The sequence below is a fragment of the Stenotrophomonas sp. SrG genome (assembly GCF_050031795.1).
GTDB lineage: Bacteria > Pseudomonadota > Gammaproteobacteria > Xanthomonadales > Xanthomonadaceae > Stenotrophomonas > Stenotrophomonas rhizophila_A.
The window spans coordinates 130766-147685 of record NZ_JBNBBE010000009.1; the positions used below are offsets into that span (position 1 = coordinate 130766).

The 16920-nt window shown below is 66.6% G+C and carries 14 protein-coding genes, 1 tRNA gene and 2 pseudogenes; 10 read left to right on the top strand and 7 right to left on the bottom strand.

Annotated features, from left to right (window positions below; genetic code table 11):
- Window positions 1-453 precede the first annotated feature (453 nt).
- Together ACQG3P_RS10660 and ACQG3P_RS10665 are read left to right on the top strand one after the other, a co-directional pair.
- Window positions 454-655: pseudogene (locus ACQG3P_RS10660) on the top strand (DUF4224 domain-containing protein).
- Window positions 656-690: 35 nt separating this feature from the next.
- Window positions 691-1700, top strand: a pseudogene (locus ACQG3P_RS10665) (tyrosine-type recombinase/integrase).
- 59 nt (window positions 1701-1759) lie between these two features.
- Here the strand turns inward: ACQG3P_RS10665 and ACQG3P_RS10670 are convergent.
- Together ACQG3P_RS10670 and ACQG3P_RS10675 are read right to left on the bottom strand one after the other, a co-directional pair.
- Window positions 1760-1833: transfer RNA gene (locus ACQG3P_RS10670), tRNA-Gly, on the bottom strand.
- 143 nt (window positions 1834-1976) lie between these two features.
- Window positions 1977-3806 carry an autotransporter outer membrane beta-barrel domain-containing protein gene (locus ACQG3P_RS10675; protein WP_306987629.1) on the bottom strand — a complete coding sequence of 610 codons (1830 nt, stop codon included), beginning with the start codon at window positions 3804-3806 and terminating at the stop codon, window positions 1977-1979.
- A 203-nt stretch (window positions 3807-4009) separates the two neighbouring features.
- Here ACQG3P_RS10675 and thiS point away from each other — a divergent pair, with 203 nt between their 5' ends.
- The 4 genes from thiS (at window position 4010) to ACQG3P_RS10695 (ending at window position 7702) form a co-directional block, all read left to right on the top strand.
- Window positions 4010-4219, top strand: coding sequence for a sulfur carrier protein ThiS (gene thiS / locus ACQG3P_RS10680; RefSeq protein ID WP_095363624.1), 210 nt, complete (start codon window positions 4010-4012; stop codon window positions 4217-4219).
- A 79-nt stretch (window positions 4220-4298) separates the two neighbouring features.
- On the top strand, window positions 4299-5093 hold the full coding sequence (locus ACQG3P_RS10685) for a thiazole synthase (RefSeq protein WP_068853829.1): 795 nt from the start codon (window positions 4299-4301) through the stop codon (window positions 5091-5093).
- A complete protein-coding gene (trmB, locus tag ACQG3P_RS10690) occupies window positions 5093-5827 on the top strand; it encodes a tRNA (guanosine(46)-N7)-methyltransferase TrmB (RefSeq protein WP_426805020.1) in 735 nt (244 codons plus the stop codon). Before ACQG3P_RS10685 ends, trmB begins: the two co-directional genes overlap by 1 nt.
- Window positions 5828-5854: 27 nt before the next feature.
- Window positions 5855-7702, top strand: a complete 1848-nt coding sequence (locus ACQG3P_RS10695) for an SLC13 family permease (RefSeq protein ID WP_184126688.1) — start codon at window positions 5855-5857, stop codon at window positions 7700-7702.
- A 92-nt stretch (window positions 7703-7794) separates the two neighbouring features.
- Here the strand turns inward: ACQG3P_RS10695 and ACQG3P_RS10700 are convergent, their stop codons facing one another.
- Window positions 7795-8142: a Rieske (2Fe-2S) protein gene (locus ACQG3P_RS10700; protein WP_426805021.1), complete on the bottom strand. Its 348-nt coding sequence runs from the start codon at window positions 8140-8142 to the stop codon at window positions 7795-7797.
- 177 nt (window positions 8143-8319) lie between these two features.
- Here ACQG3P_RS10700 and ACQG3P_RS10705 point away from each other — a divergent pair, with 177 nt between their 5' ends.
- From ACQG3P_RS10705 to ACQG3P_RS10720, 4 genes are all read left to right on the top strand, one after another.
- On the top strand, window positions 8320-8595 hold the full coding sequence (locus ACQG3P_RS10705) for a hypothetical protein (protein WP_093533692.1): 276 nt from the start codon (window positions 8320-8322) through the stop codon (window positions 8593-8595).
- 113 nt (window positions 8596-8708) lie between these two features.
- Window positions 8709-9416 (top strand): fumarylacetoacetate hydrolase family protein, encoded by a 708-nt coding sequence (locus tag ACQG3P_RS10710; RefSeq protein WP_093533691.1) that lies wholly within the window; start codon window positions 8709-8711, stop codon window positions 9414-9416.
- 58 nt (window positions 9417-9474) lie between these two features.
- Entirely contained in the window at window positions 9475-9879 is a 405-nt protein-coding gene (mscL, locus tag ACQG3P_RS10715) for a large-conductance mechanosensitive channel protein MscL (RefSeq protein ID WP_184126686.1), read from the top strand.
- Between the two features lie 218 nt (window positions 9880-10097).
- Complete coding sequence (locus tag ACQG3P_RS10720; protein WP_426805022.1) at window positions 10098-11519, top strand: M28 family peptidase; 1422 nt, start codon at window positions 10098-10100, stop codon at window positions 11517-11519.
- Between the two features lie 49 nt (window positions 11520-11568).
- Here ACQG3P_RS10720 and ACQG3P_RS10725 read toward each other — a convergent pair whose 3' ends face one another.
- The 4 genes from ACQG3P_RS10725 to ACQG3P_RS10740 form a co-directional block, all read right to left on the bottom strand.
- The gene (locus tag ACQG3P_RS10725) at window positions 11569-13008 is read right to left on the bottom strand and encodes an alanine/glycine:cation symporter family protein (protein WP_307106382.1); all 1440 of its coding nucleotides are present in this window, start codon (window positions 13006-13008) and stop codon (window positions 11569-11571) included.
- Complete coding sequence (locus ACQG3P_RS10730; RefSeq protein ID WP_426805023.1) at window positions 13008-14000, bottom strand: hypothetical protein; 993 nt, start codon at window positions 13998-14000, stop codon at window positions 13008-13010. The genes ACQG3P_RS10725 and ACQG3P_RS10730 overlap by 1 nt, the downstream gene beginning before the upstream one ends.
- 556 nt (window positions 14001-14556) lie before the next feature.
- Complete coding sequence (locus tag ACQG3P_RS10735; protein WP_426805024.1) at window positions 14557-15390, bottom strand: TrmH family RNA methyltransferase; 834 nt, start codon at window positions 15388-15390, stop codon at window positions 14557-14559.
- Window positions 15383-16900 carry an amino acid carrier protein gene (locus ACQG3P_RS10740; protein ID WP_210130952.1) on the bottom strand — a complete coding sequence of 506 codons (1518 nt, stop codon included), beginning with the start codon at window positions 16898-16900 and terminating at the stop codon, window positions 15383-15385. Before ACQG3P_RS10740 ends, ACQG3P_RS10735 begins: the two co-directional genes overlap by 8 nt.
- Between the last annotated feature and the right edge of the window lie 20 nt (window positions 16901-16920).

Sequence of the window (16920 nt, forward strand, 5' to 3'; positions counted from 1 at the left end):
GGATGTGGGGCGCGAAAGCCATAAATCATATCGAGGTCGGGGAATGTCCTCTCAGATGCTACCCCTTTCTGCATCCAGCGGCGTGGGTTCGCCAAACCTGACCACGCAGGCTCAGGCACCGCGTGTCGCCGACTAAGCCGTGGCAACATCCACGTGGAAAAACATATGACGCAAAGACACATCAGGCACCCCGAGCCGCTTCCGCCCTGCGCCGCCGGTCACAGCGCGCGCCATATCCACGATCTGCGCGGACTCGCCGCCGGGGGGGCCATCTGGTCGAATGCCGCTGCCGGGCTACCGGCAAGCACGCCGAGCCGGACGCCGCCTTGGCCGAATGGCGGCGGCTCAACCGGGCTCCCCGTACCGCTAGGAAGGTGCTGCCCGCGACCGTTTCGCCAGCGGACAACGTTATCCAGATGCGCCTGCCGATGCCGGGCGAAGGGAGGGCGGCCAATGGTTGAAATAATCCTATCCCGCGACGAGATCGCCAGCCTGTGCCGCACTCCCCAAGCGCGCGCGCCAAGCTGCATTTCTGCGAAAAAATGGAATCACGCACTACCTAGACGCCTACGACTGGCCGGTCGTGCTGCGCTCCAGCGTTGAAGGAACGGCTGCAGCTGCCAAGCAGCCACCGACATGGACCCCAGCAAGGTAGCGTGATGGGGAAGGAAGCCGAAGAAGCCGGGGGCAATCCCCCGGGTCCGCTCGCGCGGGCAAAAGTCGGGCGTGATCCACTACTACTACGACCGCTGCGGCAAGCCGCGCAAGGATACGCCCCTCTGGAGCGACTACGGCGTGGCGATCAAGAAGTGGGCGGAGTTTGAGCACGCCAGCACGATCCCGGCAGCCGCTGTCGTGACGTTCCGCCTCGTCGCCCAGCGCTACCAGGCGGAAGTTGTCCCCACCAAGGCGCTCAGCACCTAGCGGCTAAACAACCGGTGCATCAGCGCGCTTCTAAGCTTCTTCGACGTGCACCGGCGCCGTTCGAAGTCATACGCCCGATCAACATCAGGCAGTACCTGGACTGGCGTCCGTCCAAGGTGATTGCCAATCGAGAGGTCTACTGTTCTCGCATATTTGGAACTGGGCGCGTGGCAAGGGCGTAACCGACCTGCCCACCCCCTGTGAGGGCATCCGCCGCAATAAGGAGACCGGGCGAGTGGTCTATGTTGAGGACGAGGTATTCCAGGCGGTGTACCAGCACGCCGACGCAGCACTGCGCGACGCCATGGACCTTGCCTACCTGACCGGGCAGCGTGTCGGCGATGCCTGGGCCATGGACGTTCGGCACATCACAGCGCGCGGCCTGGTCATTCAGCAGGCGAAGACCGACAACAAGGGTGACGATGGAGGTGACGGGGGAGCTCGCCGCGCTGCTGAACCGCATCGCGGCGCGCAAGCAGGCCAAGCTGCCGAATGGCAGGGGGAAGCCGTACAGCACGCGGCTGATCGTTGATGACAGCGGCTTGGCGCTCGGGCGAGCCGCGCTCCGCTACCGGTTCGACAAGGCCCGCAGGGACGCCGGGGTCAAGAGCGCGGACTTCCAGTTCCGCGATCTGCGCGCGAAGGCCGGCACGGACAAGGCCGATTCTGCCCAGGACATTCGCCAAGCGCAGGCACAGCTCGGCCATTCGTCGGTGACGACGACGGAGATCTATGTGATGAAGAAGAGGGGTTCGAAGGCGACTCCAACGCGGTGAATTGCGGAGCGGGCCTGAGATTGCGGAGCGGGCGAAAACACCGCGACGCTTGGGAGACATGGAGCGGGTGAAGGGAATCGAACCCTCGTCAGTAGCTTGGGAAGCTACAGCTCTACCATTGAGCTACACCCGCTTGGTGCCGGGCAAGTTTATGCGCCGGAGCGGTAAAAAGGCAACGGGCGGTTTGCGGCCGCCCGTTGCTTTCGGCACGACCAATGGTCGTGCCCTACCGGGTGGGTGCACGGCGAATTTGGCCGTGCACCGCCGGCTTCCGGCTTAGAAGCTGCCGCTCACCGTGGCGAACAGGCTGATGTCGCGTGCCCGCTTCTGTGCCGCAGTGGTGCTCATGCCGACATTGCTGTTCAGGCCGAACATGCTCATGCGCGCACCCAGCACGGCGGTGGCGTAGTTCTTGTCGAACTCCAGGCCCGGCACCTTGTACATGCCCACGTCCGGCATGGTCTGCAGCCAGGCGCTGGCCTGCTTGCCGTCTTCGAACTCGTGGTCGTAGGTGACCTGCACGTACGGCTTGACGCTGCCGCCGTCGAAGCGGGCCTGCCAGCCCACGCGGCCCACGGTGGAGTCGGTGTCCTGGTTGCCGTAGCCCAGCGCGGTGGCGCTCGGGTTGGATTCCACGTAGCCATCCAGCTTGACCTGCTGCCAGATCACCGCAGCCACCGGGCCGTGGCGGAAGCCACCTTCGGTGCCGAATTCGTAACCGGCGTTCAGCGCGGCGGTGAGGTTGCTGCCTTCCGGCGAACCGGTGTGGGTGCGCTCGGCCGGGCCCAGCTGCACGCGGCGGGTCACGTCATAGTCCAGCCAGCTGTAGCTGATCTGGCCGGTGACCCAGGTCTTCTCGCCGTACCAACCCGCGAACAGGCCCAGGGTAGTGTCGGACTGGGTGAAATCACCCTTGCTGTTGCCGAAGTCGGCATCCATGCGGCCATAGCCGGCGAAGCCGCCGACGACCATGCCGTCGTGGGCCCAGTCGATACCAAACAGACCGGCCGGGGCCAGGCCGTCGTACAGGTCAGCGTGGTCGTAGCGCTGCATGTCGCCGCGCAGGCCACCCCACCAGCTCAGGCCATCGGCCGGACGGCCGTCGAGGTGCCCGCTGACCTGGTCGGCGCGCGCACGGCCCACGGTCTGCGCCGAGTGGGTCAGGATCTGCTGGTTGCGCGGGGCTTCCAGGATCGACAGGGTGTACTCACCCAGCATCTGGTGGGTGGCGGTGGTGGGGTGCACGCCGTCGGCGAACACGTAGTTGTTGGCCGCGTTCGGGTTGGCGTAGGCGGTCGGGTTGCAGGTCAGCGACGAGGCCGTGGTGCAGGCCGGGCTGGTGACGTTGATGAAGCCGTAGGTGGCCGGGCTGGCGACGATTTCCTGCAGGATGTGGAAGGTATCCACCGGGATGACCTGCAGGCCGGCAGCCTTCAGGCCACCAAACAGCGCATCGTTGTAGGCCTTGGCCAGCGCGGTGCCCTGCGCCATGCCCACCGCGCCGCCGGCGCGTGCGGCCGGGGTCAGGCCGATGTCGGGCAGGGTCGGCACGACGATGTACTGCGCGCCGGCGCCCTTGAGGGTACCCACGATGCCGACCTGGTCGGTCACGGCCGCGCCGAGGGTGGCCTGCAGCGGTGCGCCGGCCTGGATGGCGAACAGGTCGTTGGCGCCGCCCCACACGGTGTACAGGGCGTTGGCGTCGGCCTTGCCGCCGTTCGCGGCCAGGTACTGCGCGGTCTGGGTCTTGAGCGAGTAGACCGGAATGGCCGGGGTGCCCGGGGCCAGGGTCTGGGTGCTGTCCACGCCGACGCGGGCGCCGCCGATGGCGTAGTTGTCGCCATTCTGGCCGTTGCCGTGCGCAGTGGCGTTGGTGCCGTAGTAGTCGGCCACGTACTGCGCCCATACCCAACCCGGGTTGGTGGTGAACTGGCCGGTGACCGGCTGCACGGAGGCCGGCAGCAGCGGGCGGAAGTAGCCCTGGTCGGTCAGGCTGTCGCCGATGAAGATGGTCTTCGAATAGGGCGACTGCGCCATCGCCGGCACGGCGGCCAGGGCGATGGCCACGGCCATCAGGGAACGCAGGGGACGCTTGCTGAGCAGCATGGAAAAAACTCCTTTTTGGGTGATGACGGCCGACGTACGGCGGCGCACGGTGCCATGGTTCCACTGCACCCCGGCGACATCACGCTGCGCTGCGGCATGGCCGGGGCCAGGGGCACGCAGACGTCAGACACCAAGCGCCGGGACGGGCATCGGTGGGGGCGCAAGGGTACGCAGAAGTGACGACTTTGGGGGACAATCGCGCCATGAACTTCGTCAACATCACGCTCAACGGCGAACCCCGCCAGCTTCCGCAAAGTGCCACCGTGCTGGACCTGCTTCAGGCCGAACACCTCACCGAGCGCCGGGTAGCGGTGGAGATCAATGCCGAAATCGTTACCCGCAGCCTGCACGCGACCCACGTGCTCGAGGACGGCGACGTGGTCGAGATCGTGCACGCATTGGGCGGCGGGTGACGATTCACGGTCCGCGTGGGCCGGCCAACGGCCGGCGCTACCGGGTCTGTGCGGCAGTGGGCTGTGTGATAATTCGCTTATGACTGCTCATTCTTCCCCCGATTCGCTGGTGATCGCCGGCAAGACCTACGCTTCCCGGCTGCTGACCGGGACCGGCAAGTTCAAGGACCTGGACGAAACCCGCATCGCCACCGAGGCGGCCGGGGCCCAGATCGTGACCGTGGCGATCCGCCGCACGAACATCGGGCAGAACCCGGGCGAGCCGAACCTGCTGGATGTGCTGCCGCCAGACCGCTACACCATCCTGCCCAACACCGCCGGCTGCTACACCGCCGAAGACGCGGTGCGTACCTGCCGGCTGGCGCGCGAACTGCTCGATGGCCACAACCTGACCAAGCTGGAAGTGCTGGGCGACCAGAAGACCCTCTACCCGGACGTGGTGCAGACCCTCAAGGCCGCCGAAACGCTGGTCAAGGACGGCTTCGAGGTGATGGTCTACACCTCCGATGACCCGATCCTGGCCAAGCGGCTGGAAGAGATCGGCTGCGTGGCGGTGATGCCGCTGGCCGCACCGATCGGTTCGGGGCTGGGCATCCAGAACAGGTACAACCTGCTGGAAATCATCGAAAGCGCCAAGGTGCCGATCATCGTCGATGCCGGCGTGGGCACCGCGTCGGATGCGGCCATTGCCATGGAGCTGGGCTGCGATGGCGTGCTGATGAACACCGCCATTGCCGGCGCGCGCAACCCTGTGTTGATGGCCAGCGCGATGCGCAAGGCGGTTGAAGCCGGGCGCGAGGCGTTCCTGGCCGGGCGCATTCCGCGCAAGCGCTATGCGAGCGCGTCTTCGCCGGTGGACGGGTTGATCGGCTGATGACCAATCCCTTCGACAGCGCGGGCGCCAAGGCGCCGCCCAAACCCTTCACCGTCACCGAAGGCCGCCGCGAGGTGCGCAGCTTCGTGCTGCGCCAGGGCCGCTTCACCCCCGCCCAGCAGCGCGCGTTCGACGACCGCTGGCCGCGCTTTGGCCTGGACTTCACCGGCGAGCCGCGCGACCTGGATGCCACCTTCGGGCGCGATGCGCTGAAGGTGCTGGAGATCGGCTTCGGCAACGGCGCCGCGCTGCGCTTTGCCGCGCAGCAGGATCCGAGCCGCGATTACATCGGGCTGGAGGTGCACGCACCCGGCGTGGGCCGGCTGCTCAATGCACTGGCCGACGACAACGCCGACCACGTGCGCCTGTACCACCACGATGCGGTGGAGGTGCTGGAAAAGGAAATCACCGATGGCGCGCTGGATGAAGTGCGCATCTATTTCCCGGACCCGTGGCACAAGAAGCGCCACAACAAGCGCCGCCTGATCCAGCCGGGGTTTGCGGAACTGCTGGTGCGCAAGCTGCGCGTGGGTGGCCGGCTGCACTGCGCCACCGACTGGGAAGACTATGCCGAGCAGATGTGGGAGGTGCTGGACGCCACCCCGGGGCTGGTCAACCGCGCCGGTCCGCGCGGGCAGGTGGAGCGGCCGGAGTGGCGGCCGCAGACGCACTTCGAAACCCGCGGCCAGAAGCTGGGTCACGGGGTGTGGGACCTGTTGTACGACCGTACCTGATCCCTATCCAAGGAACCGCGTTACCCCATGGACACCACGCTGACGCTGACCACCGACATGAAGCTCGTCCTGGGGCTGGTCGGCTTCACGATGGCGATGTTCCTGTTCGAGCGCATCCGCGCCGACGTGGTGGCGCTGGTGGTGCTGGTGGTGCTGGGCGTGACTGGCCTGATCGCGCCGGAGGAAATCTTCGGCGGTTTCTCGGGTAACGCGGTGATGAGCATCATCGCCACCACCATCCTCGGTGCCGGCCTGGATCGCACCGGGGCGCTGAACAGGCTGGCGGCGTGGCTGCTGCGGCGCGGACATGGCGTTGAAACCCGCTTGCTGATGATGACCACGGCCATTGCCGGGTTGAATTCGTCGTTCATGCAGAACCCATCGGTGATGGCACTGTACCTGCCGGTGGCCTCGCGGCTGGTGGCGCGCACCGGGCTGACCCTGCAGCGCCTGCTGCTGCCGATTGCCGCGGCGATCGTGATGGGCGGCGCGCTGACCATGGTCGGCAATTCGCCGCTGATCCTGCTCAACGATCTGCTGGCCTCGGCCAACAACAATCTTCCTTCGGGCCTGGCCACGATCGAACCGCTGCGCATGTTTGCGCCGCTGCCGATCGGCCTGGCGCTGCTGGCCGCGTCGCTGCTGTACTTCCGTTACTTCGGCGACCGCAAGCTGGTGGAGGAAGAAACGCTGGCCAACGACGGCGTCACCCCGGCCCGCACGGAAAGCTACTTCGCCAAGACCTACGGGATCGAGGGCGATGTGTTCGAGCTGGTGGTCAGCGCCGAAAGCCCGCTGGTGGGCATGACCCTGGGCGAGGCCGAGAACCTGCACGATGCGCCGCTGATGCTGGCGCTCAAAACCGGCAACGACACCCGGCTGGCACCGCCGGCGGAAATGCGGATCTGGGTGGGCAGCGTGCTGGGCGTGATGGGCAGCCGCCAGCAGGTAGGCGATTTCGCCCAGAACCAGTTCCTGCGCATGTCTTCGCGGCTGAAGCACCTGGGCGACCTGTTCAACCCCAGCCGCGCGGGCATTTCCGAGGCGGTGATTCCGCCCACCTCCGAGGTGATCGGCAAGAGCGCCTCGGACCTGCGCCTGCGCAAGCAGCGCGGCATCAGCCTGCTGGCGATCAACCGCGACAAGCAGGTGATCCGCGAGGACGTGCGCAACGTGCCGCTGCGCGCCGGCGACATGCTGGTGTTCCACAGCATCTGGACCGACCTGGCCCAAGCCGCCAAGAGCCGCGACTTCGTGGTGGTCACCGATTACCCGAAGGGCGAACAGCGCCCGCACAAGTTCAAGATCGCCATGTCGATCTTCGCCATCACGATCCTGATCGCGCTGACCTCGAAGCTGCCGGTGGCATTGACCCTGATGACCGGCGTGGCCGGCATGCTGCTCACCGGCGTGCTGCGCATGGACGAGGCGTATGCCTCGATCAACTGGAAAACGGTGTTCATGATGGCCGGGCTGATTCCGCTGGGCTGGGCGATGGACAGCAGCGGCGCGGCGGCCTGGGTGGCCGGGCACACCATCGACCGCCTGCCTACCGGCATTCCGGTGTGGGTGCTGGAGATCGCGCTGGCGCTTCTGACCACGGTGTTTTCGCTGGTGATCAGCCATGTAGGCGCGACCATCGTGATGGTGCCCATTGCCGTGAACCTGGCGCTGGCGGCCGGAGGCAGCCCGACCGCGTTCGCGCTGATCGTGGCGCTGTCGGCGTCCAACAACCTGATGACCGCTTCAAACCCGGTGATTTCGATGATCACCGGACCGGCCAACTACACCCCGCGCGAGTTGTGGCGGGTGGGCGCGCCGTTGTCGTTGATCTACACCATCGTGGTGGTGGCGATGATCAACCTGATGTTCTGAGTGGTGTACCGACCAACGGTCGGTACCTACCGGTAGATGCCGACCGTTGGTCGGCATGGAACGGGTAGATGCCGACCGTTGGTCGGCATGCCTCACGCCAGGAAAACCTGCCCGTCCCGCACTTCCAGCGCCACGCTCCGCAACCGGTCGCCCTTGCACGGGCCCGCTACGCATTCGCCATCGGTCAGCGAGAACGATGCGCCGTGCGCGGCGCAGACCAGCTCGCCAGCCTTGCTCTTGAGGAACTGGCCCGGCGCCCAATCCAGCCGGCGCCCGGCATGGGGGCAGATGTTGAGCCAGCCGCGCACATCGTCGCCGTCGCGGTACAGCACCAGCGACTCGTGGTCGCCGTCAATGCATCCCTCCACCTCGGCAAATCCCCCGTCGACAATATGTTCCAGCGCGATCAGGGCAGTGGCGGAGGCATCGGAAACAGACATGGAAACAGCATCCAGGGCACGGTACGCGATTGTCTCACGCCCTCATCTGGCTGGCTCTGCGATGAACACAAGTCATTGATTTCAAATAAACGCAGGCTCCGTTTAACGAGTTTTTCACTCAATGACAAAAGACTGCCGGGATACTGACATCTCGCTGACTTCAGCCAAAGAACCGCCATGTACAACCGCTTCCAGTTCAACCAGTTCCGCTCCCTGTTTGCGCCGCGCAAGCCGCGCCATCCGTTGGTGCGCGTTGCGGTGGGCCTGTTGGGTCTGGCGATCCTGGCCGCCCTGGTGTTCGTGGGTGTGTTCGTGGGCGCGGCGATGATCATCGCCGGCGTGGCATGGAAGCTGCTGGCTTCGCGAAAGCAGGCCGCGCGTGCGGCCGATCCGCAGGTGGTGGAAGGCGAGTACCGCGTGGTGCGCAAGCAGGCGTTGCCGCTGTCGCGTTGAGTGGGTTTGGCCGGTTTGCCGGGTTTGGCTGGGTTGCCGACTAACAGTCGGCACTACTCGATTTGCGACGTGGCGGAATACACTCGTGCGACCCCTTCCCACAGGACGCGCGCATGTCTGATGTAATCCCGGCCCCCGAACAACCCCGTATTCCGGTCGCCGGTGGCGGTACGTTTCCGGTGCGCCGCATCTACTGTGTCGGCCGCAATTTCGCCGACCACGCCAAGGAAATGGGCGCTGCGGTGCCCGCCGCCGATGACCGCGGCCGGCCGATGTTCTTCAGCAAGCCGGCCGATGCGATCGTGGTTGGCCATGACGATGTGATCCCCTACCCGCCTTCCACCCAGGACCTGCACCACGAAGTGGAGCTGGTGGTGGCGATCGGCCGTGACGCGCCCGCCGGCGAGCTGCCGCTCGACCAGGCCGAGGCGCTGGTGTTCGGCTACGGCGTGGGCCTCGACCTGACCCGCCGCGACCTGCAGGCGGCGGCCAAGGCCAAGGGCCACCCGTGGGATTCGGCCAAGGGGTTCGATCATTCCGCACCGGTCAGCGAACTGGTGCCGGCCGGTGAAGTGGGCGATCTTGCCGCGCTCAACCTGTCGCTGGAAATCAATGGCGAAGTGCGCCAGCAGTCACTGCTGGACCAGATGATCTGGAACGTGCCGGAGATCCTGCACGAGCTGTCCAAGCTGTGGGCCCTGCGTGCGGGCGACCTGGTGTTCATGGGTACGCCGGCCGGCGTGGCCGCACTGAAGCCGGGCGATCGTTTCAGCGCGCGCCTGGAAAACGTGGCCGAACGCCACGGCATCATCGCCGGATGACGACACGCGCCGCGTTACGCTGCGGCGACCTTTGCTATCCCCGCTACAGGAGAACCCGATGGGAATGCTGACTGAGTTCAAGGAATTTGCCATGCGTGGCAACGTCATCGACCTGGCGGTCGGTGTGGTCATCGGTGCGGCGTTCGGAAAGATCGTCACCGCGCTGGTGGACAAGATCATCATGCCGCCGCTGGGTTGGGCCATTGGCCGGGTGGACTTCTCCGAACTGGCTTGGACGCTGGCGCCGGCACGCGTGGCCGCCGATGGCACGGAGATCCCTGCCGTGGTGATCGGCTACGGCGATTTCCTCAATACGCTGGTGCAGTTCCTGATCGTGGCGTTCGCGATCTTCATGGTGGTCAAGGTGATCAACCGCCTGGCGCGCAAGAAGGAAGCGGCACCGGCGGCGCCGAAGGAAGAGATCGTGCTGCTGCGGGAGATCCGGGACAACCTGAAGCGGTAAAAGGCGTACCGACCAACGGTCGGCACCTACCTTGGCATGGCGTACCGACCAACGGTCGGTACCTACCGCTCCGCGCCGGTAGGCGACGACCGTTGGTCGTCGCCCTGCCCCACCGGTGGAAAACAGCATTCGCCCAACCATGACCTCCCGCCCATGTGCGGCGCGGGCAGGCTGCTAAGCTCGGGGGCTTCCGCCCTGTTCCCCCCGGAGTCCGTCCCATGCGTCGCCGCGTCCTTGCCATCGCATCTTCCCTCGCCCTGCTGGCCGCCCCGGCGTTCGCGGCGACGGGCACCACCACCCTGCCGCCGAAATCGCTGGCCACCGCTGCTGAACTGCGCGAGCAGGCCCTGAAGGACGACACCGGCTGGAAGGTGGTCGAATCGCTGACGACCGAGATCGGCCCCCGCATTGCCGGCAGCGAGGCCGACGCCCGCGCGGTGGCCTGGGCCGAAGCCAAGTTCAAGGCACTGGGCTTTGACAAGGTGTGGAAAGAGCCGGTGACCTTCCCCAAGTGGGAACGCCGCAGTGAACACGCGCAGGTGGTGGGCAAGCATGCACAGCCGCTGAGCATCACCGCGCTGGGCGGCAGCCCGGGCGGTACGGTCGAGGCCGAGGTGGTGCGCTTCGCTGACCTGGCCGCGCTGCAGGCCGCGCCGGAAGGCTCGCTCAAGGGCAAGATCGCCTTCGTGGATTACCAGATGACCGCCTACCGCGACGGCCGCGACTACGGCAAGGGCGGCGCGGTGCGCAGCAAAGGCCCGTCCGAGGCGATCCGCAAGGGTGCGGTGGGCTTCGTGATGCGTTCGGCCGGTACCGATTCGCACCGCGTGCCGCATACCGGCATCACCCGCTTCGATGACGGCCTGACCCCGGTGCCGTCGGCGGCGTTGTCGGTGCCCGATGCCAACCAGTTGGCGCGGCTGGTCGCGCTGGGGCCGACCAAGCTCAAGCTCAGCCTGGATTGCGGCTGGGATGGCACCGCCACCTCGTACAACGTGATCGGTGAGATCACCGGGCGCAGCCTGCCCAAGGAAGTGGTGGTCATTGGTGGCCACCTCGATTCCTGGGACCTGGGCACCGGCGCGATCGACGATGGCGCCGGCGTGGCGCTGACGATGGCCGCCGGCCACCTGATCGGCCAGCTCAAGCAGGCGCCCAAGCGCAGCATCCGCGTGGTGGCGTTCGCCAACGAGGAACAGGGTCTGTACGGCGGCAAGGCCTACGCCGAAGCGCATGCCAAGGACATCGTGCTGCACCAGCTGGCCGCCGAGAGCGACTTCGGTGCCGGCCGCATCTATGCGTTCAATACCGGGTCGCCGAACCCGGAAGGCTCGCGCCAGGCGACCGCCCAGATTGCCGAGGTGCTCAAGCCGCTGGGCATCGAGTACGCCCCGGACAAGGGTGGCCCGGGCCCCGATATCGGCCCACTGGCCGCCAAGGGCGGCGCATGGGCGTGGCTGGCGCAGGACGGAACCGACTACTTCAACCTGCACCACACCGCCGACGACACGCTGGACAAGATCGAACCGGCGGCGCTGGCGCAGAACGTGGCGGCGTACACGGTGTTCGCCTACCTGGCGGCCGAAGCCGATGGCAATTTCGGCAGTGAAGCCAAGGCGACCACCCCGCCGAACGAATAAGCGGATGCTGTGGAAACCGGCGGTGTCTGCCGCCGGTTTCCGTTTCGGGTTACCGCAACCACACCGTGCTGGCCGGCAGCGTGATGTTGTCGGGGCGGTACACCGGGTCCTTTCCGGCACCGCGTGAGGCTTCGTAATCGCGCAGTGCGGCCAGGGCCGGTTTCTGCAGCAGCAGCAGCGCGATGATGTTGAGCCAGGTCATCAGGCCCACGCCGATATCGCCCAGCGACCACGCCACGGTGGCGCTGTTCAACGCCGAATACAGCATGGCGCCCAGGAAGCCGAGCCGGAACAACGCCATCACCCACGGCGAGGTGCGGTTGCGCAACAGGTACACCACGTTGGTTTCGGCCGTGTAGTACAGCGCCAGGATGGTGGTGAAGGCGAACGGCAGGATCGCCAAGGCGATGAACGAACGCCCGAAGCCCGGCAACGCCGATTCCACCGCCTGCTGCACGAACCGCGGCCCCGCTTCCAGCCCCGGTACGTTGGCCACGATCCACTGCGCCGGGGCGGCCGGATCATGCACGTTGTAGGTGCCGGCCGACAGGATCAGGAAGGCGGTGGCGCTGCACACCACCATGGTGTCGATGTACACCGAACAGGCCTGTACCAGCCCCTGCTTCACCGGGTGCGAGACTTCCGCTGCGGCGGCGGGATGCGCACCGCTGCCCATGCCGGCTTCGTTGGACATCACGCCACGGCGCACGCCCCACTGGATGGCCGTACCGATCATGGCGCCGAACGCGGCGTCCTGGCCGAATGCACTGCGCAGGATGATGCTGAACATCTCCGGCACCGCATCCAGGTTCAGGGCCATCACCACGGCCGCCACCACCAGATAGCCCAGCGCCATGAACGGCACGATGACCTGGGCCACCTGTGCGATGCGCCGCACGCCGCCGAAGATCACCATCGCGACCACCGTGCCGATGCCGGCAGCGGTAACCCAGCCCGGGGCGCCCCATGCCTCGTCCAACGCGCTGACCATCGCGTTGGACTGCGTACCGGGCAGCAGCAGCCCGCAGCCGATCACCGTGCTGAGCGCGAACAGCACCGCGTACCAGCGTTTGCCCAGGCCCTTTTCGATGTAGTACGCCGGACCACCCCGGTACATGCCGTTGCTGTCGCGCTGCTTGTAGATCTGCGCCAGGGTGGATTCGACGAAGGCGCTGGAGGCACCGAGGAAGGCGACGATCCACATCCAGAAAATCGCACCCGGCCCGCCGTAGGCAATGGCCATCGCCACGCCGGCGATGTTGCCCACGCCGACGCGGCTGGACAGCGACAGGCTCAATGCCTGGAACGAGGACACGCCCGCCGCCGAACTGCGCCCCTGGAACATCAGCTTGAGCATCTCCGGGAGCCCGCGCAGCTGGATGAAGCGGGTGCGCACGCTGAAGTACAGGCCCACCAGCAGGCACAGCCCGACCAGCGCCGGGCTCCAGACGATGCCCAGCAGGCGGGCGACGATCTCATCGAGGCCCATCAGAAGAACATGCCCAGGGCGACCTGCGGGTTGATGTAGCTGCCGGTATTGCGGCCCGCGACCGTGAACTCCACGCCGGCAATCAGCCCGACGCTGGGACTGAAGTGGTACTGCACTGCCGGTGCGAGGGTGACGTTGCGGCTGCCGGGGCGACGTTCATCGATGCGCAGCATGGTGCCGTCGGCAGCGGGCGCGTAGCCGCTCAGGTGACGGTCGCTCTGCCGGCTGATGGCGAATTCGAATACGCCCACCCACTTCGAGTCGAAGCTGTACTCACCGGCCGCGGAAAGGCCGATCAGCGAACCCGGCGCGATGTTGCCGCGGAAGCCATCCGGCGTGCCGTACACGCTGTGGTCGTTGATCGCCACGCGCGCCGGTGCCGGGCTGGCGCTCAGCTGGCCGCGCCAGCGCAGCGGGCGACCGTTGGGCAGCCACACCACCTGCTGCATGCCCAGCCCGAAGGTGGTGCGCTGCACCCCGTCGCCCTGGGCATTGAGCGGGTTGCCATCGATGCGGTCATAGCTGCCGGTGGCGTAGCGTTGGCTCAGCGATACCGAAATGGCCGGGCGGGTGCCGTCTTCGTTCGGCGCCTGCAGCAGGTACTGCACCATGGCGGTGGTATCGCCGGCGCGGAAGCCGCGGCTGCGTTCGCTGCCGGTCTCGGCGCGCGAGGCGCTGAGGTTGACCTGCGCGGTCACGCGCTGGCCCAGGCCGTAGGCGATCGGCACCACGGTCAGCCAGGCGGCGCTGCGGCCGTCGCTGTCATGCCGGCGGCCGTCGCCATCGAAGTAGCGGTCGCTTTCGATGCGGACCAGGTACGGCTCGATGAAGAGATTGCCTTTGGGCATCCCGGCCGGATTGGGGGTGATCAGCGGCCCCATGAAATTGACGCCGTCCAGCGAGTGCTCGGCAGCCTGTGCGGCAGCGGGCAGCAGGCCGGCGATCAGGGCGAAGGAAATCGGGCGCAGGGAACGCAGCGCATCGAATGTCATGGAATGCCTCCTTGGTGACAGAGTGATGCGGCAGGCCAATCCGCCGCACCGGCAATCTGCACAGGAAGTCATCTCGGAAAAATCGGTAAATCACGCGAATCTTGCGTTCTGTGCGCGGGCGCACGCACGAAAATGCCTATCACGCCAACGGCGTTTTTCAGCGGATGCGCAGCAGGAAACGCGCTTCCGGATTTCCATCGCGCGCGGCCCGGAACGTCACTGCGCGCACACGTTGCAAGCCCCCTTGCGCAGGCCCGGAATGTCGCACTCCGCCCGTGCGCACCGCGAAAACGCATAAAAAAAGCCCGGCCAAGCGGCCGGGCTACCGGGATTCGTCACACCCCACGCGGTGAGCGCCACGGAACAGACCGTGATCCGGACAACGGCGCCGCACTGGGTGGGTGTCTCTCCTCACCTACACAGTACGGCGCCGCGTTGCACTGTGACGCAGCAAGAACGCGGCGCACCATGCGAAAAATCCGAATCCACCGTAGGCACGACTCCTTTGGAGAAGTCGATCACATCACGCAGGGCAGCGCGCAAGCGTTACCCGAATTTACCGCTGTGCATACCAATGCGACAGCAACACGGCGGTAGCCGATGCCACGTTGAGGCTTTCCACCGCACCACTGCCGGGAATGGATACCTGCAGGTCGCAGGTCTGTGCCAACGCACGGTCCATGCCCTCGCCTTCGGCGCCCATCACATACACCAGCCGCGCCGGCAAGGTGGCCTTGAACAGGTCCGCGCCACCTTCCACCAGCGTGGCGGCCAGGCCGAAGCCGCCGGCACGCAGTGCGTCCATTGCCTGCGGCAGTGCCGGCAGGCGCACCAGCGGCACCGCTTCGGCGCCGCCTTCAGCCACACGCGCCGCCGCACCGGACAACGCCAGCGTGGAATCGGGCGGCAGCAGCAGACCGGCCACGCCGAAGTGCGCCGCCGAACGCAGGATGGCGCCGAAGTTGTGCGGGTTGCCCACGCCATCCAGCCACAGCGCCAGCGCCGGCTTGTCGGCCGGCAGGCCGGCCAGCCACTCGCCCAGTTCCAGCATCGGGGCGCGCAGCACGTCGGCCACCACGCCTTCGTGGTGGGTGGTGGCGGCGAGCTTGTTGAGGTCACCCTCTTCCACCACGCGATAGCCGACACGGTTGGCCACGCACCACTTCAACAGCGGCTGCAGCCGCGGGATCAGCGCCTCGGCCAGGTACAGCTTGCGCAGCGCCTGCGGGCGGCGCTCGAACAGCGCCTGCACGGCATTCCAGCCGTACAGGCGCAGCTCGTCGTTGCCGCGCCCCGGTGGTGGCGGGGTGCCGCCTTCGCGCGGCGGCAGCGGGGTGGCCCGCGGCGGTCGCGAGGAGGGGCGGCGGGCATTTTTCCAGGGATCATTCACTACGGGACTGCTCCAGCTTGCGGTGACGCCAGAAATCGGCGTTCTTGATGCCCAGGGCATCGGGGTCGAAGGTCGGATCCAGGCCGAGCTTCTTCTGGCGCTCGTAATCGCGCAGGGCGATCAGGGCCGGCTTCTGCACGATCAGGATCGCGACGATGTTCAACCACGCCATCAGGCCCACGCCGATGTCGCCCAGCGCCCACGCCATCTTGGCGTTGTGGAAGGCGCCGAACACCACCATGCCGATGATGCCCAGGCGCAGCGCCAGCACGGTGAGCGGGCGCTTGCGGTTGTGGTTGAGGTAGCTGAGGTTGGTTTCGGCCATGTAGTAATAGGCCATGATCGTGGTGAAGGCGAAGAAGAAGATCGCGATGGCCACGAAGCCCGAGCCCCAGCCCGGCAGCACGGTTTCCACCGCAGCCTGTGCGTAGCCCGCGCCTTCGGCCACACCGGCCAGGCCGGCGAACACCGGTTCGGCGCCCGGCGTGGGCGAGTACACGTTGTAGGTGCCGGCCGCCAGGATCAGGAAGGCGGTGGCGGTGCACACCATCATGGTGTCGAAGTAGATGGCGAAGGCCTGCACGTAGCCCTGCTTGGCCGGGTGCGAGACCTCCGAGGCCGCGGCCGCGTGCGGGCCGGTACCCTGGCCGGCTTCGTTGGCGTAGATGCCGCGCTTGACACCCCACTCCACCGCCAGGCCCATCATCGCGCCGAACGCGGCGTGGGCGCCGAAGGCGCTGCTGAACACGGTACGGAACATGTCCGGCACGCGCTCGTAGTTGAGGATCATGATGACGATGGCCATCAGGATGAAGCCGGCGGCCATGAACGGCACCACCACTTCGGCGAAGTTGGCGATGCGCTTGACGCCGCCGAAGATCACCACGCCCAGCAGCAGGGCCACGACGATGCCAATGCCGAGCTTGAGCGCCTGCACCGATTCCATGCCCATGAACTGGCCATCCAGCGGTCCGCACAGGGCGCCGCCACGGCAGGAGTTGATGATGCTGTCGGCGATCGCATTGGCCTGCACGCCCGGCATCAGGAAACCGGCAGCAACGATCGTGGCCATGGCGAAGGCCATTGCGTACCACTTCAGGCCCATGGCCTTTTCGATGTAGTACGCCGGGCCACCCCGGTAGCGGCCGTCGGCATCCTTGGTCTTGTAGATCTGCGCCAGGGTGCACTCGACATACGAGGTGGACGCCCCAAGGAAGCCCATCACCCACATCCAGAAGATCGCACCGGGGCCGCCGAAGGCGATGGCGGTGGCCACGCCGGCGATGTTGCCGATGCCCATGCGGCCGGCCATGGACATGGCCAGGGCCTGGAACGAGGACACGCCGGCGTCGGACTTTTCGCCCTGCACGGTGAGCCGGCACATTTCGAAGAAGCCACGCAGCTGCATGAAGCGGGTGCGCACGCTGAAGAACAGGCCAGCCGCCAGGCACAGGAAGATCAGTGCCTTGCTCCAGATGATGCCATTGATGAATTCAACTACTGCTTCCACGCGCTCTCTCCAGTCGGCGG

Bases quoted from the DNA above. Each gene is read 5' to 3' on its own strand.
- ACQG3P_RS10675 (WP_306987629.1), bottom strand. From the start codon at position 3,806: ATGCTGCTCAGCAAGCGTCCCCTGCGTTCCCTGATGGCCGTGGCCATC.
- thiS (WP_095363624.1), top strand. From the start codon at position 4,010: ATGAACTTCGTCAACATCACGCTCAACGGCGAACCCCGCCAGCTTCCG.
- ACQG3P_RS10685 (WP_068853829.1), top strand. From the start codon at position 4,299: ATGACTGCTCATTCTTCCCCCGATTCGCTGGTGATCGCCGGCAAGACC.
- trmB (WP_426805020.1), top strand. From the start codon at position 5,093: ATGACCAATCCCTTCGACAGCGCGGGCGCCAAGGCGCCGCCCAAACCC.
- ACQG3P_RS10695 (WP_184126688.1), top strand. From the start codon at position 5,855: ATGGACACCACGCTGACGCTGACCACCGACATGAAGCTCGTCCTGGGG.
- ACQG3P_RS10700 (WP_426805021.1), bottom strand. From the start codon at position 8,142: ATGTCTGTTTCCGATGCCTCCGCCACTGCCCTGATCGCGCTGGAACAT.
- ACQG3P_RS10705 (WP_093533692.1), top strand. From the start codon at position 8,320: ATGTACAACCGCTTCCAGTTCAACCAGTTCCGCTCCCTGTTTGCGCCG.
- ACQG3P_RS10710 (WP_093533691.1), top strand. From the start codon at position 8,709: ATGTCTGATGTAATCCCGGCCCCCGAACAACCCCGTATTCCGGTCGCC.
- mscL (WP_184126686.1), top strand. From the start codon at position 9,475: ATGGGAATGCTGACTGAGTTCAAGGAATTTGCCATGCGTGGCAACGTC.
- ACQG3P_RS10720 (WP_426805022.1), top strand. From the start codon at position 10,098: ATGCGTCGCCGCGTCCTTGCCATCGCATCTTCCCTCGCCCTGCTGGCC.
- ACQG3P_RS10725 (WP_307106382.1), bottom strand. From the start codon at position 13,008: ATGGGCCTCGATGAGATCGTCGCCCGCCTGCTGGGCATCGTCTGGAGC.
- ACQG3P_RS10730 (WP_426805023.1), bottom strand. From the start codon at position 14,000: ATGACATTCGATGCGCTGCGTTCCCTGCGCCCGATTTCCTTCGCCCTG.